The sequence below is a fragment of the Alistipes sp. AF48-12 genome, assembly GCF_003477565.1.
GTDB lineage: Bacteria > Bacteroidota > Bacteroidia > Bacteroidales > Rikenellaceae > Alistipes_A > Alistipes_A hominis.
In genome coordinates, this window is sequence record NZ_QUDJ01000014.1 from 43,151 (window position 1) to 65,842 (window position 22,692).

Genomic DNA, 22,692 nt, shown 5'->3' on the forward strand with positions numbered 1-22,692 from the left:
AGAGTAATGTTGTATCTTTGTAAATATTTGTGACCAAAACGGGACGACGATGAAAAAATCCGGAGCGTTTTTCGTTTGCCTTTTGCTGACTCTGCTGTGCTGCGCGCCGATAGCCCGCGCGCAGGATACTTTGCTGCTGAAAGCGATCACCTACAACCTGCGTTTCGGGGAGTTGGCGTCGCTGGAAGAGCTCGCGGCGCGAATCGCGTCCGAAAAACCGGATATGGTGGCGCTTCAGGAAGTGGACTGCCATACTCGCCGGGAGGGAATCCCGCATCAGCACGACAAGGATTTCGCTACGGAGCTGGGCTTCCGTACCGGGATGTTTCCATTGTACGGCAAGACGATCGCTTTTGCCGGAGGCTGGTACGGGATCGGGCTGCTGACGGCCAGGCCGTACCTCGGGGTGCGGAAGCTGATGTTGCCGCAGGCTTCCGCGCAGGAAGAATCCCGGGCGTTGCTGCTCGTTACGGTCGAAGTCGGACAGGATACGGTCGTGTTTGCATCGACCCACCTGGGACTGAGCGAAGAGAGCCGACGGATGCAGACGGAGTGCATTCTGAACGAACTGAAACGGTCGCGCTATCCGGTGTTGCTCGGCGGAGATTTCAATGCGGAGCCCGATGCCGCCGAGATCGCTGCGATGACGTCCGGTTGCGATCTGTTGTGCGGGATGCAGCCGACCTTTCCGGCCGACGCTCCCGACGTCAAGATTGATTACCTGTTCGGTTATCCGGCCGGTCGGTGGACGCTCGAATCGACGCAGATCATGCCTTCCGGCCTGTCCGATCACCGGGCGATCGTTTCGGTCGTCGCGCTGGCACGCTGAGCGGAAGTCTGGAAAATTCGGGTCGGATCGCTTTTTGGTTCGGGGTTTGCAGAGAAATACCGGATAGGCTTTCGATAAAAGACAGTAACGGTAAAATGAAATAATTATGAGTAAGAGCGAGTTTGAAAAATATGCGACCGGTCATGCCGGGATCAGCAGTCTTAAACTGCATCAGTTCAAAGCGGCGGCGCAAGGCTCCATCTCCCCGACGATCATCGAGGAGCGGCAGATGAACGTGGCCGCGATGGACGTCTTTTCGAGGTTGATGATGGATCGGATCATTTTTCTGGGTTGCCCCGTTTATGACGACGTGGCCAATATCATCCAGGCGCAGTTGTTGTTTCTCGAATCGACCGAGCCGGACAAAGACATTCAGATTTATATCAACTCGCCCGGAGGATCGGTGACGGCCGGTTTGGGATCTACGATACGATGCAGTTGATCAGTTCGGACGTGGCTACGATCTGCACCGGGCTGGCTGCCAGCATGGGGGCCGTCTTGCTGACGGCCGGAGCCAAGGGAAAACGTTCGGCGCTGCCGCATTCGCGGGTGATGATCCACCAACCGCTGGGCGGCGTCGAAGGACAGGCCTCGGACATCGAGATCACGGCGCGTCAGATTCTTCGCACCAAACAGGAGTTATACGAAATACTCGCTCTGCATTCGGGCGTAACCATCAAAAAGATCGAGAAGGATGCCGACCGCGATTACTGGATGACCGCTCCCGAAGCGCAGAAATACGGTCTGATCGACGAAGTGCTGTCGGCCCGGAAGAAATAGGGTGACGGAACGGAAAACGACTGCAATCTAACGAATATACGAATTTCCGCATCGCGCGGATATTTTTGAATAGAAAATGGAGAAAAAGGATACGAAACGGCCGGCGGATCATTGTTCGTTCTGCGGGCTTTCGCGTTACGAGGTGGCTATGCTATTCGACGGCGACAACGGAGCCCGCATCTGCGACCAGTGCATCGAGCGCGGGCATGCGCTGCTGGCCGAGAACCCCAAAAAGACGGTGCGCAAGGCGCCCTCCATCCGCATGGAGGAGCTTCTGAAACCGATTCAGATCAAACAGTTTCTCGATCAGTATGTGATCGGGCAGGAGAGCGCCAAGCGGCATATATCGGTGGCGGTCTATAATCATTACAAGCGGTTGCTGCACGAGGAGAGCAACGACATGCAGATCGAGATCGACAAGTCGAATATTATGATGGTCGGGCAGACCGGTACCGGGAAGACGTTGTTGGCCCGGACGATCGCCAAGTTGCTCAAAGTGCCTTTTACGATCGTCGATGCGACGGTGCTGACCGAGGCGGGATATGTCGGCGAAGACGTGGAGAGCATCCTGACGCGGTTGTTGCAGGTGGCCGACTACGACGTGGCGCTGGCCGAACGCGGGATCGTTTTCATCGACGAGATCGACAAGATCGCGCGCAAAGGGGATAACCCGTCCATCACGCGGGACGTGTCGGGCGAAGGCGTGCAGCAGGCGTTGCTGAAGATCCTCGAGGGTACGGTCGTGAACGTACCGCCTCAGGGGGGACGCAAGCATCCCGACCAGAAATTCATACAGGTCAATACGTCGAACATTCTGTTCATCTGCGGCGGAGCGTTCGACGGCATCGAGAAGAAAATCGCCCAGCGGCTCAATACGCAGGCGCTCGGTTACGGACAGCTTCACAAGGAACGGATCGATAAGGACAACTTGATGCGGTACGTCATGCCGCAGGATCTCAAATCGTTCGGACTGATCCCCGAACTGATCGGACGTATTCCGGTGCTGACCTACCTCGAACCGCTCGACCGGGTTGCGCTGCGCTCGATTCTGACCGAGCCGAAAAACGCGATCACGCGCCAGTACGTCAAGCTGTTCGAAATGGACGGCATCAAACTGACGTTCGACGAGGACGCTCTCGATTACATTGTCGATAAGGCGATCGAGTACAAGCTCGGCGCGCGCGGCCTGCGGTCGATCTGCGAAGCGATCATGATGGACGGCATGTTCGACCTGCCGGGCCAGGAGGGACGCAAGTCGCTGCGCGTGACGGTTCCGTATGCGAAAAGCCGCCTCGAAAGCGACAAATTCCGGCAATTGAAGGCCGTTGGCTGACGCGCCTAATAATCTAACCGAAACCGAAATACAGTGCCGGCCGGCGACGGAAAGTTTCCGACGGTACGTATGATCCGATAAGGAGTGTGCAAGGACATGCTCCTTTTTTTTGTGCTCGTTTGTTGCTCGTCGGAAATTTGCTTTAGCTTTTAAAAGAACGGATATCCCGCGTTTTTATCCACGGGTCCGCTTCCGAAATAAACCGTCCTGAAAAGAGATCTTCCCTTCGTCCGCCGTTTCGTCCGGCCGCGTTATCCGTTGAATGCGCGGCAAGGGGCGCCGGGAGGAAATACGGGCCGATCGAACGTTATTCGGATAAATTACAACAATTTGCCTGGATCGGTCATGAAAATGCGCGTGGAGATTTTGTATTGCCGGCCGTCGTCGGTACGGTAGATCAGATCTACGTAACAAGCTTTGAAACCGGTTTCGGGCAACGGTACGTCGACCGTGTATTTTTCGCTTTCCGGTTCCGGCAGCGGAGCGGAATTCCATTCCGCTTTGCGAAAATCGCGGGTTGGCGAGACGGCGCTCCACAGCTCTGCGCCGACAAGATTTTCGCGGGACATCTCCAGCGCGATTTTCAGATTCTTGCCTCCGGTTTTCGCCTGCCATGCGCAGGTCGGGAAAAGATTATCCGACAACAGCGAAGCGAAAAAAGCATCCAGCGTCTGCATCGCTTCGGCTCCGCCGCCGAGGTTATGCCCGGCGTTCGGGATGTAATGCAGCCGGTTGATCCCCGGGATCGAGTCGATGTAGTTCTTGACGTTGTCGGCCACCCAAAATTCGTCGTTGGTTCCCATCAGCAGCAGTTTGGGCTGCGACAATTTGCGGCGGTAGCTGTACGGGTCGATCATCTCGACGATGGCGCGCCCCTTTTCCGAAGAGATCGATTGCAGGATGCCCAGGTCGCTGTAATCCTTGATTTGTTCGCTGTATGCGCCGTACGCTTCCAGTTGGTAACGGATGCTTTTGGGCATGTTCAGGATGTCGATCACCATCGGCGCGGCTGCCGCCACGCGGCTATCCTGCGCCGCGGCGAGCCAGGTCGTCCAGCCCCGTTTCGACGCTCCGGCCACGACGAATCCTTCCACTTTGCGCTGCAACCGCTCGGCGCAGAATTCCGTCACGGCGTCCATTGCCCGCACGGCGCTTTTGGTCATCGGGAACAGCAGCGGCCAGGTGTAGTCGCCGTCCTGCTGGAAACGGTGCAACGTATAAGAGATCAGCGCGTCCTCCTTCAGGCTGTCGTACAGCGGTTGGTTCGGAACCTGCCTCAGGACGGCTGTGACGGCGCGGTTGTCCTGCGCTATTTTTCCCATCGGCGCGAGCAGGCCTTCCTGTATGCCTCCGTTCCAGTTCGGTTGTCCGTCCTTGACCGAGCCGCCGGTAATCATCAGCAGCGCGCCGGGATGCGTGATCCGATCCGGTACGATGACCGAAAGCTGGTGCGTCCAGGTGATGTCCTGCCATTTCTGCGAAGTCAACAGCAGGTGGTAGACGGTCGCATTGCCGTCGCGCACCGTTTCCCGGACTTCCCAACCGTAGGTCAGGTCGCCGTTGTGCAAATAGGATTCCAAAGCCGTCGAGGGCGTTACGGCAGGGTCTTCGGCACGCGCCCCGGCGGCGAAGACTGCAACGAACAAGATTCCCGGCAATATCCGTCGGAATAGCAATCTTAACATAGGTTATTAAATGATTATCGGATCAATCTCTTCGTCAGGGCTACTCCCACTCCAGCGTCTTTTTCAGCTCCTCGGCGCCGAATTTCGACGAATTGCCGAACCAGAGCACTTTCCCGCGCGCATCGAGCAAAACGCCGTACGGGACGAACTGCGCTCCGTAGGCGGTGAACGTCTTGTGTTCGTTGTCCACCGCGACGGCGAACGCATATCCTTTTCCGTCCATTACGCTTTGGATCTTATCTTTCGTTTCGCAGCCGATGACGACTACGTTCAGTTTTTTGCCGTAATTCCGCGCGAAGTCGTCCACGGTGGGCAGGCGCTTCATACTCAGGTCGCTGCGCGAGAAAAAGAACTCGATCAACGTGGGCTTTCCGCTTTGCAACTGGTTCTTGCTGATCCACTCGCTGAGTTTCAGTTCCGGAGCTTTTTCCCCGTTGATCAGTTGTTGCGCTTTGACTCCTGAAAAGGCCAGCAACAAAATGCCTGTTATAACGATGATCTTTTTCATGAGCACGACAATTAAACAAATATACGTATTCTTATTAATAAAACGAAAATCAGTATCAAAAGTTGCACCGATTTTAGCGACTGTATGTTTTTTGGACAGAAACTTTCCGGTAGATACTGGATTTTAAAGAATAAAATCCTAAATTTGTGAGATTCGGATTTGAATAATCCCCTTATTGCATACGGCAGCTATTAACTTACTTAAAAATAAAAATCTGTATCATGAAAGTATCGCACATCGAACACCTCGGTATCGCAGTGAAAAGCTTGGATACCGCCATCCCGTATTGGGAAAAAATGCTCGGAACCAAATGCTATAACATCGAAGAGGTCGCCGACCAGAAAGTGAAAACCGCTTTCTTTAAAGTCGGAGACACGAAGATCGAGCTGCTCGAATCGACCTCTCCCGAAGGTTCGATCGGCAAGTTCATCGAAAAGAGGGGCGAAGGCGTGCACCATGTGGCTTTTGCCGTCGACGGGATCGAAAACTGTCTGGCCGAATGCGAGGCGAACGGCATCCAACTGATCGACAAGGCTCGCGCGGAGGCGCCGAAGGGCTTAGCATCGCGTTCCTGCACCCGAAGTCTACCGGCGGCGTGCTGACCGAACTGTGCGAAAACAAGAACAAATAATTTACCTGAAACCGTATATAACTGCAAAACTAAAATGAGCGACATTCAAGAGAAAGTCAAAGAATTGATGGGGTATCGCGAACAGGCGAGACTCGGAGGCGGTCAGAAAAGGATCGATTCACAACATAAAAAAGGGAAAAAAACGGCGCGCGAACGCATTAAGCTACTGCTCGACGAAGGTTCCTTCGAAGAGTTCGATATGTTCGTAAAGCACCGCTGCAATAATTTCGGCCTCGAGGAAGAGACCTATTTCGGCGACGGCGTCGTAACCGGCTACGGTACGATCAACGGCCGTCAGGTGTACGTGTTCTCGCAGGATTTCACCGTGTTCGGCGGTTCGCTGTCCGAAACCTTCGCCGCTAAGATCTGCAAAGTGATGGATATGGCGATGAAAAACGGGGCTCCGGTGATCGGAATCAACGATTCGGGCGGCGCGCGTATCCAGGAGGGCGTGAACAGTTTGTCCGGTTATACCGAAATCTTTCAGCGCAACATCCTCGCTTCGGGCGTTATCCCGCAGATCTCGGCTATTTTCGGACCTTGCGCCGGCGGCGCGGTTTATTCGCCCGCGTTGACCGACTTCATCCTGATGAGCAAGGGCAGCAGCTATATGTTCGTTACCGGCCCGAAGGTCGTGAAGACCGTGACCGGCGAAGAGGTGACGCAGGAACAACTGGGCGGCGCTTCGATTCATGCGGCCAAGAGCGGCGTGGCCCATTTCGTTTCCGAAACCGAGGAGGAGGGGATCGAAATGCTGCGCAAGCTGCTGAGCTTCCTGCCGTCGAACAACATGGAGGATGCTCCGGTAGCCGCCTGCACCGATGCGATCGACCGGATGGAAGACGTGCTGAACGACATCATCCCGGACAACCCCAACAAGCCGTACAACGTGCTGGACGTGATCCATGCCGTAGTCGACGGCGGGGATTTCCTGGAGAGCCAGGCGAAATTCGCCCCGAACATCGTGACCGGTTTCGCCCGTTTCGGAGGCCAGAGCGTCGGGATCATCGCGAACCAGCCGAAGTTCCTGGCCGGGGTGCTCGATATCAACGCTTCGCGCAAGGCGGCCCGTTTCGTGCGCTTCTGCGATGCGTTCAATATTCCGATCGTGACGTTTGTCGACGTGCCGGGCTTCCTGCCGGGGACGGCCCAGGAGTACGGAGGAATCATTATCCACGGTGCGAAACTGCTGTTCGCTTACGGCGAGGCGACCGTTCCGAAAGTGACGGTAATCCTGCGCAAGGCCTACGGCGGAGCTTACTGCGTGATGAGTTCGAAACACCTGCGCGGCGATATCAACTATGCGTGGCCGACCGCAGAGATCGCCGTTATGGGGCCGAAAGGCGCTACCGAGGTGTTGTCGTCGAAAGAGATCGCTGCGATCGAGGACGAGCAGAAAAAAGCGGAATTCATAGCCCAGAAGGAGGAGGAGTACCGCGACAAGTTTGCCAATCCGTACGTGGCTGCCCGGTTCGGTTATATCGACGATATCATCGAGCCGCGTAACACCCGTTTCCGCATTGCGAGGGCATTGCAGTCGTTGGCCAACAAGCGTCTGGCGAACCCGCCGAAGAAACATTCTAATATTCCGTTGTAGCGATGAAGGGATTTTTCAGCAGATTGTTTGCATCCAAAAAATCCGGATCTTCATCTTCCGAAAACGAAGTGGTTGCGGCGATTGCCGTCGCTCTCGAACTGTACGGCAGGGAGACCCGCATGGCTCCCGCTGCCGTCGTTCGGACGGCGAAAGCGGCTTCCGGATGGAATTGCAAAAGTTACGGGATGACCCGCCTGCCGCAGCGCAACCGCCGCTGGTAGGGAATGATTGCAGGGCGCCGCGGCCGGTCCGGTTTCCGGGGAGTCGGGACGCCCGTTCATACAAACGACAAATCGAATCATCATGAAGGAATATAAACTGAATATCAACGGAAACGATTACCAGGTCGCCGTCAACGACCTGAACGGAAACCGCGCTGACGTGACGGTGAACGGAACGAACTATACGGTGACGCTCGACCAGGGAAAAGCCGTCGCTGCGAAACCGGTCGCTGCCGCCGCGCCCGCTCCGGCACAGCCGGCGCCTGCCGTAGCCGCGAAACCCGCCGCCGGCGGAGGCGCTGTCAAGAGCCCGCTGCCGGGCGTGATCCTCGACATCAAGGTTGCGGTCGGCGATGCGGTCAAAGTCGGACAGCGTCTGATGGTGCTCGAAGCGATGAAGATGGAAAACAACGTCGATTCGGACAAGGAAGGCACTGTTGCGGAGATTCGCGTCGGCACCGGAGATTCCGTGCTCGAAGGAGACGTATTGATCGTTATCGAATAGGCATCCGGTCCGGCAGGTTGCTGCCGGGGCGCTGTCGCAAAACATTTCGGCTATGTATAAGATCAACCGTTGGGGTGCCGCGTTCCTGCTGTTGGCGGGGATGGCTTGTTGGGTTTGTTCCCCGCTCGGCGCGCGCGCCGGAAAAGATGCGGGCGAATTCCGGGCAAATCGGGCAGTTTTCCCGCGAGGGCGAATACGTCAAGGATTATTTCGTCATCAAGAAGGGGCGTACGTTCCATTTGTTCTACAATGTGGGCGTGGCCAACGATACGCAGGACTGGCAGGAACCGGACAGCGAAAAGGCGTTCGGACACGCCACTTCGACCGATCTGGTGCATTGGGAGCATCACCCGCGCGTCATCCGGGTCGTTCCCGGTACGTGGGAGGGGCAGGTCGTATCCGCTCCGTCCATCGTGAAGCACAAGGGAACGTACTACATGGTTTATACCGGGTTCGACGACCGTTGGCTGGGCAAGCAAACCGTCGGTCTGGCTACCAGCAAAGATCTGTTCGACTGGAAACGTTGTCCGGAAAATCCGGTCTATACGGCGCCGGAGTGGGCGATGCGCAATCCGACCGGTTGGGAGGATTGCCGGGATTCGCACATCCTGCGATATGGCGGGCAGTTCCTGATGTTTTCGATGGTCACTACCGCCGACGGCAAAGGCGCGATCGCGCTCGCTTCGTCGGACGATGCGATCCGTTGGAGAGATCTCGGGCCGGCGCTGATTACGTTTACGACGCCCGAAAGTCCGCGGGTTTTCGAGCATGACGGCACATATTATATGTTCGCTACCAGCGGACACGGGAAAGTGCTCTGCAAGACCAAAGACCCGATGTCGAACCGCTGGGAAGAGGTGCCGTTCGACTGGCCGCCGGACGGATTGTGGTCGGGCTGGGAGATCGTCGAAGATAAAGGCCGTCTGATTTTTTCCGCTTTCAAGTGGGAAATGAACGGCAATTTTATCCGTTTCTGGGAAGTCGAGTGGGACGGCGAAACGCCGGTTATCCGCTACTGACCGTTTCCGGAACCGGTTTGAATGACTTAAATTAACCAAGCATAAAACGCTTCTTTATGAAAAAACTTTTTATCGGCCTGGTTGCCGCGGCGCTGTTCGCCGTAAACGGAACACGGGCGCAGAACCACCCGATCGAGATACTGCCGAAGCCGGTCAAGATCGTCGCTTTCCAGAACGCAGCCGTATTGAGCGGGGAGACTTCGGTTTATCTCGATCCGAAAGCGAACCTGAATCAGGATTACGTGACCGGGGTGCTGAAAGAGGCCGGGATCGATCCGGTCTATACGACCAAAGCCAAGAAAGCCAAACTGGCGTTTAAACTCAATGCCGTGCCGTCGAATAACAACGACGAGGCGTATCGCCTGGCCGTGATGTCCCCGGACAGCAAAAAGCAGATCGTGGCTACGGCCGACGCCCGTGCGGGGTTGCTCTATGCGTTGCAGACGCTGCGCCAGATGACCACGCCGCAGAACGGCCTGGTGACGATACCGGCCTGCGTGATTACCGATGCGCCGGCTTTCCCGTGGCGCGCTTACATGCAGGACGAAAGCCGTCATTTCCAGGGCGCTGAAACGGTCAAGAATCTGCTGGACGAGATGGCCCGGCTGAAAATGAATACGTTCCATTGGCATCTGGTAGACGATCAGGGGTGGCGTATCGAGATCAAAAAATATCCGAAGTTGACCGAACTCGGTTCGAAACGCGATTTCGACCACATGAACGTTACGTCGGAAGAGTGGGACGAGTTGTTCCCGAAACGCGCTTATTATACGCAGGACGAGATCCGCGACATCGTGAAGTATGCCGACGACCGGGGGATCAAGGTGATTCCCGAGATCGAGGTGCCGGGGCACGCTTCCGCTTCGATCTATGCCTATCCGTGGATCGGCGCCACGAGCCGCAGGGAAGGGAAAGCCGTCGTAGGCGATCTGTACGACGTGACCGACCCGAAGGTCGAGGAGTTCCTGCACGATATTCTCGATGAAGTGGTGGCGCTGTTCCCGTCGAAGATCGTGCATATCGGCGGCGACGAAGCGAATTACACGCACTGGCAGAATTCGGAGGAGATCCAGGCTTTCATGAAGGCTAACGGCCTGCCGACCTGCTCCGATTTGCAGGTATGGGCGATCAACCGGATGTCGAAATACCTCGCTTCGAAAGGGTGTCGGATGATCGGCTGGAACGAGATTACCGGCGACAATGTTCGCGGCGAAGCGCACGTACAGGCCAGCCAGTCCGAGAAATTGGCTCCCGGTACGATCGTGCAGTTCTGGGACGGGGATATCAGTCTGGTGAACAAAGCGATCGAGAAAGGGTATGACGTGGTCAATTCGAACCGTTTCTTCACTTATCTGGACTATCCGTACGAAGTGACCCCGTTCGAAAAGGCTTATTCGTTCAATCCGATTCCGGACGGCCTGGCCGATGCCGATAAAGAGAAAATTCTGGGAACCGGTTGCCAGATGTGGGGCGAATTCACGCCGAACCTCGACCGGCTTTATTATCAGATTTTCCCGCGTATCGCGGCTTATGCCGAGTGCGGCTGGACGCCTGTGGACAAGAAATACTACGAAGATTTCCGCAAGCGGCTGAAAAAGATCGAGAATATCTGGAAAGAAAAAGGTTATCTGAAAACCCAATTGGATAAATATTGATTTTCCATCCGATCCGTTGTCGTTCGTAGCGGAACGCGCGGGTCGGACCGTAAAAAAGAGTCCGGGAAAACGGAGACGATTTCGTCATACCGTTTTCCCGGACTCTTTTGGGGCGTTCCGGAAGCGGCGCTTATCCGAGTTCGACGGTTTTCGTGATTCCTATTTCGTCGGTGAAGTTCCGGTCGTGGGAGATAACGAGCAGGGTGCCCCGATAATCGCCTATCGTATCGGCGAGCACGGCGAGGCTCGACAGGTCGAGATTATTGGTCGGTTCGTCGAGAATAAATAGATCGGGAACATGGTTCGAGATCATCAGGCAGCACAGGCAGAGCCGCATCTTTTCGCCGCCGCTCAGCGCGTTGCAGCTTGTGTCCCACGTGTCTGCGGCGAATAGGGCCCGCTTGAGCCGCATCTTGATCTCGTGGTCGCAAAGGTTGCTGCGGTTGTATTTTTGCGCCAGTTCCAGTACCGTCTGCGGAGTGTCGACCAGACTGTATTCCTGGTCGAGGCAGACGTACGAGAAGTCGGTTCTGCGGATTTCGCCCGCTGTCGGGAACAGTTCTCCTGTCAGCAGCCTGACGAGAGTCGTTTTGCCGCTGCCGTTGTTGCCGGTAAGACGTATCCGTTCGCCGCTGCGGATCTCCAGGTCGAGCGGCATTCTCCACAACGGGCGCTCCCGGTCGTAACCGAAGTTCACTCCGTCCGCGGCGATCAGCAGTTTCCCGTTATGCAGCAGCGCATCGTCGAAATCGATTTTGAACCGGCACGCCGTTCCGCGCTGTCGCCGCAGATCGTTCAGCCGCTTTTCGTTCAGGCCGACGATGTCCGAATGTTTTTCCCGGAGTTTCGAAATCGTTGTTTCACCGCGGTCTTTCGCCCCTTTGCGCAGGATGCGGGGAAGCCGGTCTTTGTTCCGTTCTCCTTGGTTGAACCTTTTCTGCTGTCGTTCCGCGATTTCTTGCGCTTTTTTACGGGCCAGCCGCAGCGCGGCCTGTTCCGAATCGATCCGCTGCTCCAGGGCGCTGTCTTCGATTCGTTTTTGTTCCCGGTAGAAATTGTAGTTTCCTCCGTATGTTTTGAGCCCTTTCTTGGAGAGTTCGCAGGTGCGGTCGAGCAGATTGAGCAAGTAGGTATCGTGACTGACTACGATCAACGTAGCCTTGCAGGTGCGGATGTAGTCGTAAAGCCGGTCGCGGCCCGTGCGGTCGAGGTGGTTCGTGGGTTCGTCGAGCAGTACGATGGCCGGTCGGTGGATCGTCAGTCCAGCCAGAGAAAGTCTCGTTTTCTCCCCGCCGCTCAGCGAATCGGTCGATGCGGTTAGTTCTACGTGCGGCAGGCCCCAAGCGTCGAGAGCGGAACGACAGCGGGATTCGATGTCCCAGTCGTCCGCCAGCGTGTCGTAGTGATCCGGGTTGGCGCTGCCGTCGCAGATGGCGCGCAGTGCGTCGAGTTTCTCCGCGACGCCCAATGTCCGGCCGACCGATTCGCTCCGGATGTCCGTTTGCTGGGGAACGTAATAAGGGGAGACGGAACGGCCGATGCTTCCGCAGGAAGGAGCCAGTTCTCCGGCGATCAACCTTAGCAAGGTCGATTTTCCGGTTCCGTTATTTCCGACGATCGAGATTTTCTCGCCCGGAAGTACCGATAGGTTGACCGGTTCGAAAAGAGGTTGCCGGTTGGTATAGCGGTAATTTACACCGCTTAGGATAATACTCATCAAAGTACGATTAATAGGGGTCTTGCATGAGACCGGGTTGATAAACCGAAAAATGTTAGTTGCTTCGAGGCGTCGGTTTAACAGTACCGACTATCAATCGTTTATTCTCATCGGAGTATTTTTTGATTCGGGTGCAAATCTAAGCATTAAAATCCGGTTAACCTAACCGGGCGCGGAATTTCAACGGAATGGATTTTTTAGATGATTGCTCCTCGGGTGGTCGTTTAAGCGCGGCGAATAAATAAAAAAAGAGGATGACCGAAGTCATCCTCTCCGTCCCGGAAGACCCGGTCTTATTCCATGTAGAATACCTCTTTCAGCGGAATCGAAACCGGCGAGTTGTCCGGATTCACGTCCATGATGTCGGCCATGTAGTCCCACCATTTTTTTACGATCGGATTCGTGCCGAGATCCTGCGAACCGCTCTCGCCTCCCTGTTCCTGAACGGCGAACAGCAGGTTCGTCTCCTTGTCCCAGAAGATGTAGTAGTCGCTTACGCCGGTTTCTTTCAGCAGTTTGACCAGTTCGGGCCAGATCGCGCGGTGGCGTTTTTCGTACTCTACCTCGCAACCGGGTTTGAGTTTCATTTTAAATGCGCATTTCATAATATTGAAGTTTTATTGGTTAAGAATTCCGGAACCGGAGTCGGTTCCGGAATTCGAATAGGTTTTATCCGGTTTAGTATCCGAACGCCATGTTCATCAGCGACGGTGCGAATACCGAGAATACCAGGATCACCAGACCGATGACCAGTACGGAGATCGTTTTCGAATTGCAGCCTTTCCATTCTTTGAGCAGGATGCCCCATACGTTCGAGAACGTTACGTTCAGCGACATCAGGATGCTCCATGAGAAGGCCATCAGCAGCGGCGAATCCACCAGGAAGCTCTTGCCCATTTCCAGTCCGAAGAACTGTGAATACCACAGCACTCCGGCCAGCGCGCAGAACAGCACGTTGTTTACGAAAATGCCGCCCGGAACGGAGAAATAATCTTTTCCCGTTTTGTTTTTGATATTTTGCTGGATACAGTAAGCGGCATTCGTAAGGAATCCGCCGAAAGTCACCAGCAGGATAACCGGCAGACCGGCGAACAGCGGTTTCACGCCGTTGGTGAGCGCAGCTTCTTTGATCGGTGTTCCGGCGTCGAGACCGAGTGCGAAACAGGCGCTCATTACGCCGGCCAGCAGGGCTACGAGCAGACCTTTGGTCAACGCGAAATCTTTGATAGCGGCTTTTTTCTCCTCTTCGGTCATGTTTTTCGAGCGCAGCGAACCGGCGTAACCGATCACGGCGATACCGGCTAGCGTGATGCACACGCCTACCAGCAGGATCAGACCCTGGCCCTGGAACAGGTTCGTGCCGGCGAAAATGGCCGGCAGCAGCGTACCGAATCCGGCACAGGTTCCCAGCGAGATCGACTGCCCGAGCGCAACGCCCAGGTAGCGCATGCTGAGTCCGAACGTCAGACCGCCGACGCCCCACAATATGCCGTAAACGATGGCTTTTGCAGCGCCGCCGTTTCCGAGCAGTTCGAACAGTCCCATTCCTTCGGGAACGCCCAGCAGCGCGCCGAGCAGCGGAAATACGAGCCATGCGAAAATGCCCTGGACGATCCAGAAGCTTTCCCAAGCCCAGTTCTTCACTTTATTGATCGGCACGTACGAGCTTGACTGCCCGAAACTGCCTATCGCGATGATAAGTAAACCCAGTAAAATTTCCATATGAATCAGTAGTTTTTAACAAGCTATCCGCACATGTCGTTTTTCGGGAGAAAAACACATGCACGGACAGCTCGCTTGGTTAATATCGGATATTATCTCTTAGAGGTAATTTCCTTTTCGTATTTTTCGATTTCCGTGATGTAGTCTTCGGCAACGGGAACGTTGTTTTTGTAGCAGAAGTAGTCGTACACGGCAGCCCACGGCATACTCTTGGCTTCTTCGAGCACAGCCATGCGCTGGAACAACTGGCCGTTCGCTTCATACTGGCGCAGTTTGCTGATCGGGGTCAGCAGTGCCTGCAGGAACGCTTTCTGCGTAGCGCGGCTACCTACCACGTATGCGCCGATCCGGTTGATCGAAGCGTCGAAGTAGTCGAGACCGATATTGGTCTTGTTCAGTGCGTTGGCCCATACGATTTCCTGTGCCAGCAATTGTACGCTGTCGTTCAGGATAACCACGTGGTCGCTGTCCCAACGTACCGGACGGCTTACGTGCAGCATGATTTCCGGCGTGAAGAGCAGCAGCGACGAGATCTTGTCGTAAGTCTCTTCGGTCGGGTGGAAGTGACCCATGTCGAGCGTGCACATGATGCCGTTCTGTACGGCGTAACCCATGTAGAACTCGTGCGAACCTACCGTGTAGCTTTCGAGGCCCACGCCGAATACTTTGCTCTCGACGGCGTCTTTCACGTTTGCGAATTTGTGGGCGAAGATCTGATCGAGCGAGTCTTTCAGCAGCGAACGGTACAGGTAGCGATCGACGGTCATATCTTTCGAACCGTCGTGGATCCACAGGTTGTGGCAGGCTTTGTCGCCGAGTTGTTTACCCATTTCGTCGGCGATCTTACGGCTGCGGATGGTGTGTTCGATCCAGAAGTCGCGGATGCCTTTGTCGCGGTTCGACAGCGACTGGTCGCCGCTCTTCGGGTGCGAGAAGCTGGTGCTGTTGAAGTCCAGTTTCATGTTGTTGGCTTTCGCCCAGTCGATCCAACTCTGGAAGTGTTTCGGTTCGATCTGATCGCGGTCTACCTTTTGACCGCCGAAGTCGCCGTAGATGGCGTGGATGTTCAGACGGTGATTACCCGGCAGCAGGCTTTTCACCTTTTCGATGTCTTTGCGCACTTCTTCGATATTGCGGGCTTTGCCGGGATAGTTGCCGGTAGCCTGAATACCGCCCGAAAGCTGTCCGTCCGGGTTTTCGAAACCGGTTACGTCGTCCGTCTGCCAGCAGTGCAGCGACAGGGATACTTTGGCGATCTGTTCCAGTACGGCGTCGGTATCGACACCGATTTCGGCATAGCGTGCTTTGGCGGCCTCGTAGGCTTGCTGGATTTTTGCGTCTTTCATGGTTTTTGTTTTAAGTTAAAGAGTATTGAATGATTGTTGTTTTCTGTCGTTACCGAATCCGGCGGAACGGAATTATTTGATCAGCGATTTGATGCGTTCGTAAGCGGCGTTCCATGCGTCGGTATCTTCCGGCGTGAACGTTTCGATCTCGATGGCTTCGCCGATCATGTCGCGCATCTCCTGCAGCGAATTGACGCAACCTGCGGCGCGCGCCTGCAGCATGATGTTGCCGATGGCCGTGCCTTCCGACGGGCCGGCGACGACGGTTACGCCGGTCGCGTTGGCCGTGAACTGGTTTAGCAGGCGGTTCTTTGCGCCCCCGCCGATAATGTGCAGCCGTTCGATCGGGAACGGAGCCAGCGAACGGAACTTATCGAGCACGTTCTTGTATTTCAGCGCGAGGCTTTCGAAGATGCAGCGGATCAGTTCGGAGTGGTTGCGCGGAACTTTCTGGCCGGTTCTGAGGCAGAAGTCCTTGATCGCCTTGATCATGCTGGGAGGATTGGCAAACGATTCGTCGTCCGGGTCGATGAACGACTGGAACGGAGCGGCGTCGCGCGCCATTTTGACGATTTCGGGGTAAGTGTATTCGATAGCTTCCTTACGCCACTCTTTGATGCACTGTTCGAGAATCCACATGCCGGTGATGTTCTTCAGCAGTCGGGTAGTGCCTTCGACGCCGCCTTCGTTGGTGATGTTCAGGCGCGAAGTTTCTTCGGTGATGATCGGGTCTTTGACTTCGATCCCCATCAACGACCAGGTGCCGGAGCTCAGATAAGCGAATTTTTCGTTTTTGGCCGGAACGGCTGCCACGGCCGAAGCGGTGTCATGACCGGCAACGGCTACCACCGGCAGTTTGCCCAGTCCGGTTTCTGCGGCCAGCGCATCGGTCAGCGTACCGATCACGTAACCCGGCATCACGATGTCGCCGAACAGGTTGGCCTTCACGCCCATTTTTTCGAGCAGGCAAGTTTCGAACTTCTTGGTGCGCGGGTTCAGTATCTGCGACGTGGATGCGATCGTATATTCGACCACTTTCTTGCCGGTCAGCATGTAGCTCAGCGCGTCCGGAATGAACAGCGCTTCTTTAGCGGCGTTCAGCAGCGACGAGTTGTCGCGCTTCATCGCGTAGAGCTGGTACAGGCTGTTGAAGTTCATGATCTGGATGCCGGTGATATCGTATACCTCTTTGCGGGGCAATACCTTCTCGAAATATTCTTCCGGCGCTCCTGCCGTGTGCTGGTCGCGGTAAGCGTGCGGAATACCCAGAATCTGACCGTCTTCGCCGAGGAATACGAAATCGACGCCCCAGGTGTCGATGCCGATCGAGGTGATCTCCACGTCTTCCTTGGCGGCGGCGATCATGCCGGCCTTCAGGTGTTCGTACAGCGAGAAGATGTTCCAGTAAGCGTGTCCGTTCAGTTCGAGGATCTGGTTCGGGAAACGAGTCAGTTCCTTCATCTGGAGTTTGCCTTCGTTCAGCGTCCCCAGAATGGTACGGCCGCTGGTTGCTCCAAGGTCGAACGCCAGAAATGAAATTTGTTTCATCGGTTTTCGGTTTTTAAGTTTATTTAATTTGTTTGGCTTAATAAGCTGTCCGAACAGCCGTCGCAAATCAAATTTCCGAAAACCGAACACGCTGAGATCGTTTTTCGGAGTTTGCAGATTGTGCGGGGGGATCCCCGCGTCCTCGTTGCTCCGGCTTTTCGCGCCGTCCCGACCGTCCCGGTTTCAGCCCCGGTTGCTCGTTCCGTCTGCGATACGATTTCTTTCGTGTCTCTCTGTCGCGTTGCCTCTTTGTAACCTCCATAGTCTTTCGGCGCGCCGTCGTTTTCCGCCGCATGTCCGAAAGCTGCATCCGTATCTTATTGTCCGGCTGTTGCCGACGGATGCCGTGTTTTTGTGAAAGCAAATGTACCTAAAACAAGGGATATGCCTGTGAAAATAATGATATAAAAAATATATTTTTGATACCCTTATTTTCACAGGCTGCCTCCCTGGCGGCCGAATCGCTTCCCGCGGTTCGTTATTTTACCACTTTCACGCCTTTCGGGACTTCGATCTTCGATTTGATCTTCCCGTCGGCCTGTTTCTCATGACGTACCTTGATCACTCCGTACGGCGTCGGAACGGTTCCTTCGACCCATTCGAGACCGCCGAGGTTCGGTTCGATCTTCACGGCTTTGCAACCCGGTTCGACGATCTTCACGCCGAGCACGTATTCGCTGAGCCATGCCGTCGGCCCCGATGCCCATCCGTGCGCCAGGCTGTGACGGTAGCCTTTGTAGCAGTAGTCGCCGTAAGTGCGGTGAACGTCCACTTTGCCGGCCGGGGTCAGCTCGTCGATCCGTGCGGCGTTTTTCTTCCAGTTGATGTCGAAGTCTTCCCAGAAAGTCGTAGCGCCGAGGTCGAGCATACCGCCCCAGTAGTCCTTCATGTTCTGGATCGCATCGGTATAGTCTCCGGCCAGGGCTTGGGCTTTCAGCATGTAATAGCCGTAGAAGGTCGAGAAACCGTGGGCGCCGCCCACTTCGAGCACTTCCTTGTTGGCCGTTTCGGCCGGAACGATGCCGGCCAGGGCGATCAGTGCGGCAGACTGTTTCGACGTTTTGTAGTCGGGCGTTACTTTTTTCATCCGGTCGGCGGTTGTGGTGCATTGTGCGGCCAGTTCTTTGTCGCCCAATGCGTTCAGCATTTCGGCTCCGGCCTCGAAAGTCATCAGCATCAGCGCGTGCAGGCCGGCGTTGACGGCCAACGTGTCTTCGCTGGTCGGCCAGTCGAGGAAGCGTCCGCCGCCGTCGAGGTGTTCACGGCCTTCGGCGTCCACCTTGCTCATCAGGATCTTCATCAGGTCGCTGAGGTATTGTTGCTGCTGTTTCAGGTAATTCAGGTCGCCGCGGTACATGTAGTAGTCGCGGTGGATCAGCACCCACCACAGCGAATAGGAGCACATGCCGTTCATCCAGCCCGGTAGCGGGGTTTCGTCGCGGGCGAAGTCCAGGCCGCGCGAAAGCGCCTCGTTGTCGCCGAATACGGCCAGCGCGGTACGCACTTCGGGATGCAGGTCGCCGAGCCATACCAGGCGGTCGCGCTTTGGGGCCTCTACGAGATATTCCTGCAGGTTCAGGTGCAGCGTGTAGGCGCCGGTCGCCCAGATGCTGTCCACGCGCGGATCGTTCGAACGGAACGAGCGAGGTACGGGATGTCGCGGTATAACAGGCTGGCGCGGATCTCCTTGATCGGTAGTTCGACATCGTCTTCGAGCATGTCGATCCGGACGAAACGGAAGCCGGAGTTCCCGACTTCGCAGACGCCCAGCCACGGCAGTTCGATCGTGTAGTCGCGCATCGCGTGGTCGTTCGTCGCGCCGTTTTCCTTCGTGATCTCGCACATCGCTTCGCCGACCGATTCGCCGAGGCGCACGCGTACCTTGACGGGTTTGGTCGATGCGCGAATGCAGGTTACGAACTGCAGTCCCCCGTGGATTTCACGACCGAAATCCAGCAGGATCGACGGACGCTTACCCTCTTTGGATACGAAAACGGTTTTCGGGGTATTGGCCGTCGTAGCCTGCCCGTTGCCTTGCAACAACAGGTTCTCGGAGCCGGTGATCAGGTCGCCGTTCTGCGTCCACATCACGCGCACGGGCGAAATATACGCACGCGTACGGGTATCGAATTGTGTCTTTTCGGCCACTTCTTTCGGGAATACGGGGGGCAGGTTGCCCTTGCCCATCGGTTGCGCCTGAAGCGAAGCGGCATACACGAGGAATGCACAGATAAAAAGTTTTTTCATTTCGGTTGTTTGTGTTTGGTTTGATTAAGTTATTTAGTGTTCAGAATATATGCGTTTTTTCCGGAACCCTGATCCGCGATCTTTATAAAATTTCCTTCGCGGACGGTCTGTCCTGCAGGCTTCCCGTTGACGGTCACGTCGTAATTTTTGGTGCCGGCGGGCAGCGGCAGGTAGACATCGGCTTTCACGTTGGCCGGTACGACGGTCGTCAGCGTGAAACGGTCGGGCGTGTTTTCGAACGCCGTTTCCACGTCGCCCCGTATCGTGGGTATCCGCAGCGAGGCTTTTTCGAGTCCGGCCGGCTGCGGGCGGATTTCGATGCGCGAAAAACCCGGTTCGGTCGGTACGACGCCCATCAGCCTGCGCGGGATGATGTTGGCTGGGGCCGCGCCCCAAGCGTGGTTCCAGTCCTGATTCGGTTTGTATTTGTCGTCCCAGGCTTCCAGCGAAATGGTCGAGCCGACGCGGATCATGTTGTACCAACTGCGTTCGGCGTCCGACGTGAGCAGTTGCAGCGCATAATCGGCTTCGCCCGCTTCGTACAGCCCGTCCATCAAGAATTGCGAACCGTAGACGCTGCAGGCCATGCCCCGCGTCTTGACGAAATCCGCAACGGACTGCGCCCGTTTTACGTCGGCGAGTCCGAAGCAGAGCGGGAACATGTTGGCGTGCAGCGAGCAGTGGTCGGTGCCGATGCCGTCGCGGTAAGCGCCGGTTTTTTTATTGAACAGTTGTTTGTTGAAATTGTCCGCCAGACGGCCGGCCGCCCGGGCGTATGCGGCGGAATCTTCCGACTCTCCGGCGGCTCCTGCCATGCGGGCCATCAGTTCCAGCGCGCAGTAGTGGTAAGCGTTGACCACCGTGTTGACGTCGCGGAATACGAAACCGTCGGTTTCGCCCCCTTCCGCCTTGCCGAGTCCCAGGATCCCCGTGTGCGGCCAGTCGACGATATTTTTCAGCGTTTGTCCCCGCAGGTTGATCGACGCGTACAGTTCGGGCGTCAGTTTCTCCGGCGTGAGGCTGACGAATCCGTCCGTGCCGGACAGTGCGGTCAGCGTCTTGTTTTTCAGCGTCTCGTAATGCGTTTTTACGGCCCGCAGGTCGCCGGTGTACAGGTAGTCGTACCAGGCGATCAGCACCGATTGCAGGATCCATTCGGTCGGCCAAGTGGCGTTCCCGAGCAGGTATTCGTGGCTACGCCGCGCCATCGTGTATTCGCGGTCGACGCAGTAGTGCGACAGTTGGTTGATCAGCGCGTCGGCTTCGTAAGGGATGCGTTCGCGGTCGCCGTCCACATATAATCCGGCGAAAGAGGTCGCTTTGATCGAGTATTTGCACAGTTCCCATACTTGGTTCAGCGTCGTGTCGGAACTGGCGAATTCCGCCGCGAGATCGTCGAACGGGTAGTTTACGACCTGCCGGCTGATGATACCCGTGCCGTTGCCGATCGCATCGCCTTCGATCTCGCAGTAGCGGAATGGATAGACTTCCCCGATATAGTCCGGCATCCGAACGGCCTGGGGGCCGGTGTTGCGCGCGTCCGCCGGTATTTTTACGGTGTAAGTGCGTATGCCCGGCAGCAGTGCGAGGCGCTGGCTCAGGAAACGGCGGGAGCTCCCGGAGCCGGGTCGATGCGTCCGTCTTTCAGGCATTCGCCGAGGCGGACGGTCACCGTGTCGCCGCCGGCGTGCGAGCAAAGCGTCAGCCGGAGCTGTCCGAACGCGTCGTAACCGAAGTCGGCGAAAACGAGCCGATCGGAGAGTTTTTGGGTCGTTTTCGGTAAGCCGTTGTCCGTTTTTTCGAGCGGGTAGGCCGGCGTGGCGTATTCGGTCAGCGAATCTGCCGTGCGGAACGCCTTGACGGCCGACCACGGCTGCGGATTGCCGTTGTTGAAAGTCATCACTTTCCAGTAGTAGATTTTGCCGGGCTCCAGTGCCTTGCCGGCATACGGGACGGCTACGCTGCGGTCTCCCGGAATTACGCCGCTGTCCCACAGGTCGGCCGAGTCGGTTGCGAGCGTTCCGGGCGACGAAGCCAGCAGGATGCGGCAAGCGGTCTGCATTACGTCGCTGCGCGAATCGTTGACCTGCCAGCCGAACGACGGCCGCCGGCTGCCGATCGTAACGAACCGGGGCGGTTCGACGATCTTGTCCGCCTGTTCCAGCGTCACTTGCGACGGATAACCGCCGATCCAGACTCGGTCGGTATGTTCCGCGAGGTCGGTCGTTAGCCGCGAAGGGGCTTCTCCCCGCAACGACAGGCACAACAATACGCCGACACACAGCGCCGGGACCGGCAACAGGATCTTTTTCATGATACGAAGTCTGGATGAAACGTCACAATTCACAATGTACAAAATAAACAATCATTTGCCAATATTGCAAATCCGGACGGGAAAAGTGTCCGGAAAAACGTTTCGGACAAGGCGTGCGGGTGTCGCGGATACGGAAATTTTGGTATCTTTACCCCTCGGAATATCCGATCATGAAATTCATGCGGTTCATTTTTTAAGGTATTCGATGATGAAAAATTTGTTTTGCGTAAAAGACCGGGTCGTGGCGATTACCGGGGCTACCGGGGTGTTGGGACGCTCGATGGTGCTCCATTTCGCCGAACAGGGCGCCCGGGTCGTGCTGATGGGCCGCAAGGCCGAAACCGGGCTTGCCCTTCAGCGGGAAGCCGCGGCGGCCGGCGGGGACGCGTTGTTCGTGGCGGCCGACGTGCTGAATAAGGAGGACATCGAACGGGCGTATTCGGAAATCATGGAACGTTACGGCCGGATCGACGTGCTGATCAACGGGGCCGGCGGCAATATGCCCGGGGCCACGATCGCGCCGGATAAGACGATCTTCGACCTGGATATGAAGGCATTCCGGGACGTGGTCGATCTGAACCTGTTCGGGACGGTGCTGCCGACGATGGCGTTCGCCCGCGCGATGGTTGCGGCCCGCGGCGGTTCGATCATCAACATCGCGTCCGAATCGGCGATCCGCCCGCTGAGCCGGGTAGCCGGGTACGGAGTGGCTAAGGCGGCGGTAGTCAACTTTACGAAGTACCTGTGCGGCGAACTGGCGCTGAAGTACGGCGACGGCTTCCGGGTGAATGCGATCGCTCCGGGCTTTTTCCTGACCGAACAGAACCGTGCGCTGCTGACCAATCCGGACGGCAGCTTGACGCCGCGTTCCGAGGCGATCCTCGGCCATACGCCGTTCCGCCGCTTCGGCGAACCCGAAGAGTTGCTCGGTACGCTGCAGTGGCTCGCCAGCGATGCCTCGCGTTTCGTCTCGGGCACGGTCACGGTTATCGACGGCGGTTTCGACGCTTTTTCGATTTAGAACGGAAATCGTAT

The 22,692-nt window shown here is 56.3% G+C and carries 17 protein-coding genes and 3 pseudogenes; 10 read left to right on the plus strand and 10 right to left on the minus strand.

Features of this window, described 5'->3' with window-relative positions; translation table 11 throughout:
* The first annotated feature begins 49 nt into the window (after positions 1-49).
* The 3 genes and pseudogenes from DW082_RS09735 to clpX all read left to right on the plus strand — a co-directional run bounded on the left by DW082_RS09735 (position 50) and on the right by clpX (position 2,942).
* Positions 50-829 carry an endonuclease/exonuclease/phosphatase family protein gene (locus tag DW082_RS09735; protein ID WP_118458418.1) on the plus strand — a complete coding sequence of 260 codons (780 nt, stop codon included), beginning with the start codon at positions 50-52 and terminating at the stop codon, positions 827-829.
* A gap of 106 nt (positions 830-935) precedes the next feature.
* Positions 936-1,609, plus strand: a pseudogene (gene clpP, locus DW082_RS09740) (ATP-dependent Clp endopeptidase proteolytic subunit ClpP).
* A gap of 76 nt (positions 1,610-1,685) precedes the next feature.
* On the plus strand, positions 1,686-2,942 hold the full coding sequence (clpX, locus tag DW082_RS09745) for an ATP-dependent Clp protease ATP-binding subunit ClpX (RefSeq protein ID WP_118458420.1): 1,257 nt from the start codon (positions 1,686-1,688) through the stop codon (positions 2,940-2,942).
* Between the two features lie 320 nt (positions 2,943-3,262).
* On the opposite strand, the gene DW082_RS09750 is transcribed toward clpX, so the two are convergent.
* Together DW082_RS09750 and DW082_RS09755 are read right to left on the minus strand one after the other, a co-directional pair.
* Positions 3,263-4,627 carry a PhoPQ-activated pathogenicity-related family protein gene (locus DW082_RS09750; RefSeq protein WP_055201836.1) on the minus strand — a complete coding sequence of 455 codons (1,365 nt, stop codon included), beginning with the start codon at positions 4,625-4,627 and terminating at the stop codon, positions 3,263-3,265.
* A 40-nt stretch (positions 4,628-4,667) separates the two neighbouring features.
* Positions 4,668-5,135 carry a TlpA disulfide reductase family protein gene (locus DW082_RS09755; protein ID WP_055201834.1) on the minus strand — a complete coding sequence of 156 codons (468 nt, stop codon included), beginning with the start codon at positions 5,133-5,135 and terminating at the stop codon, positions 4,668-4,670.
* A 221-nt stretch (positions 5,136-5,356) separates the two neighbouring features.
* On the opposite strand from DW082_RS09755, the pseudogene mce reads away from it, so the two are divergent.
* The 6 genes and pseudogenes from mce to DW082_RS09785 all read left to right on the plus strand — a co-directional run bounded on the left by mce (position 5,357) and on the right by DW082_RS09785 (position 10,763).
* Positions 5,357-5,766: pseudogene (gene mce / locus DW082_RS09760) on the plus strand (methylmalonyl-CoA epimerase).
* A gap of 34 nt (positions 5,767-5,800) precedes the next feature.
* Positions 5,801-7,363, plus strand: a complete 1,563-nt coding sequence (locus tag DW082_RS09765; protein ID WP_055201829.1) for an acyl-CoA carboxylase subunit beta — start codon at positions 5,801-5,803, stop codon at positions 7,361-7,363.
* A gap of 68 nt (positions 7,364-7,431) precedes the next feature.
* Positions 7,432-7,584 (plus strand): hypothetical protein, encoded by a 153-nt coding sequence (locus tag DW082_RS14540; RefSeq protein WP_182424143.1) that lies wholly within the window; start codon positions 7,432-7,434, stop codon positions 7,582-7,584.
* Between the two features lie 82 nt (positions 7,585-7,666).
* Entirely contained in the window at positions 7,667-8,089 is a 423-nt protein-coding gene (locus tag DW082_RS09775) for a biotin/lipoyl-containing protein (protein WP_118458424.1), read from the plus strand.
* Positions 8,090-8,235: 146 nt separating this feature from the next.
* The gene (locus DW082_RS09780; RefSeq protein WP_118458426.1) at positions 8,236-9,108 is read left to right on the plus strand and encodes a family 43 glycosylhydrolase; all 873 of its coding nucleotides are present in this window, start codon (positions 8,236-8,238) and stop codon (positions 9,106-9,108) included.
* 56 nt (positions 9,109-9,164) lie between these two features.
* Entirely contained in the window at positions 9,165-10,763 is a 1,599-nt protein-coding gene (locus DW082_RS09785; protein ID WP_118458428.1) for a beta-N-acetylhexosaminidase, read from the plus strand.
* Positions 10,764-10,893: 130 nt separating this feature from the next.
* On the opposite strand, the gene DW082_RS09790 is transcribed toward DW082_RS09785, so the two are convergent.
* From DW082_RS09790 to DW082_RS14725, 8 genes and pseudogenes are all read right to left on the minus strand, one after another.
* Complete coding sequence (locus tag DW082_RS09790; protein ID WP_118458430.1) at positions 10,894-12,480, minus strand: ABC-F family ATP-binding cassette domain-containing protein; 1,587 nt, start codon at positions 12,478-12,480, stop codon at positions 10,894-10,896.
* Between the two features lie 293 nt (positions 12,481-12,773).
* Positions 12,774-13,088: an L-rhamnose mutarotase gene (rhaM, locus tag DW082_RS09795; RefSeq protein ID WP_055201816.1), complete on the minus strand. Its 315-nt coding sequence runs from the start codon at positions 13,086-13,088 to the stop codon at positions 12,774-12,776.
* Between the two features lie 70 nt (positions 13,089-13,158).
* Positions 13,159-14,202 carry an L-rhamnose/proton symporter RhaT gene (gene rhaT / locus DW082_RS09800; protein WP_101571193.1) on the minus strand — a complete coding sequence of 348 codons (1,044 nt, stop codon included), beginning with the start codon at positions 14,200-14,202 and terminating at the stop codon, positions 13,159-13,161.
* 92 nt (positions 14,203-14,294) lie between these two features.
* Positions 14,295-15,548 carry an L-rhamnose isomerase gene (locus DW082_RS09805; RefSeq protein ID WP_055201813.1) on the minus strand — a complete coding sequence of 418 codons (1,254 nt, stop codon included), beginning with the start codon at positions 15,546-15,548 and terminating at the stop codon, positions 14,295-14,297.
* A gap of 72 nt (positions 15,549-15,620) precedes the next feature.
* The gene (locus DW082_RS09810) at positions 15,621-17,096 is read right to left on the minus strand and encodes a rhamnulokinase family protein (RefSeq protein WP_055201811.1); all 1,476 of its coding nucleotides are present in this window, start codon (positions 17,094-17,096) and stop codon (positions 15,621-15,623) included.
* 478 nt (positions 17,097-17,574) lie between these two features.
* Positions 17,575-19,283, minus strand: a pseudogene (locus DW082_RS09815) (alpha-L-rhamnosidase C-terminal domain-containing protein).
* Between the two features lie 89 nt (positions 19,284-19,372).
* Positions 19,373-20,995 carry an alpha-L-rhamnosidase C-terminal domain-containing protein gene (locus DW082_RS09820; RefSeq protein ID WP_220452654.1) on the minus strand — a complete coding sequence of 541 codons (1,623 nt, stop codon included), beginning with the start codon at positions 20,993-20,995 and terminating at the stop codon, positions 19,373-19,375.
* Entirely contained in the window at positions 20,941-21,657 is a 717-nt protein-coding gene (locus DW082_RS14725) for a hypothetical protein (RefSeq protein WP_220452655.1), read from the minus strand. The genes DW082_RS09820 and DW082_RS14725 overlap by 55 nt, the downstream gene beginning before the upstream one ends.
* A gap of 208 nt (positions 21,658-21,865) precedes the next feature.
* Between DW082_RS14725 and DW082_RS09825 the strand changes: the two genes are divergently transcribed.
* Entirely contained in the window at positions 21,866-22,678 is an 813-nt protein-coding gene (locus DW082_RS09825) for an SDR family oxidoreductase (protein WP_055203440.1), read from the plus strand.
* Positions 22,679-22,692: the final 14 nt, after the last annotated feature.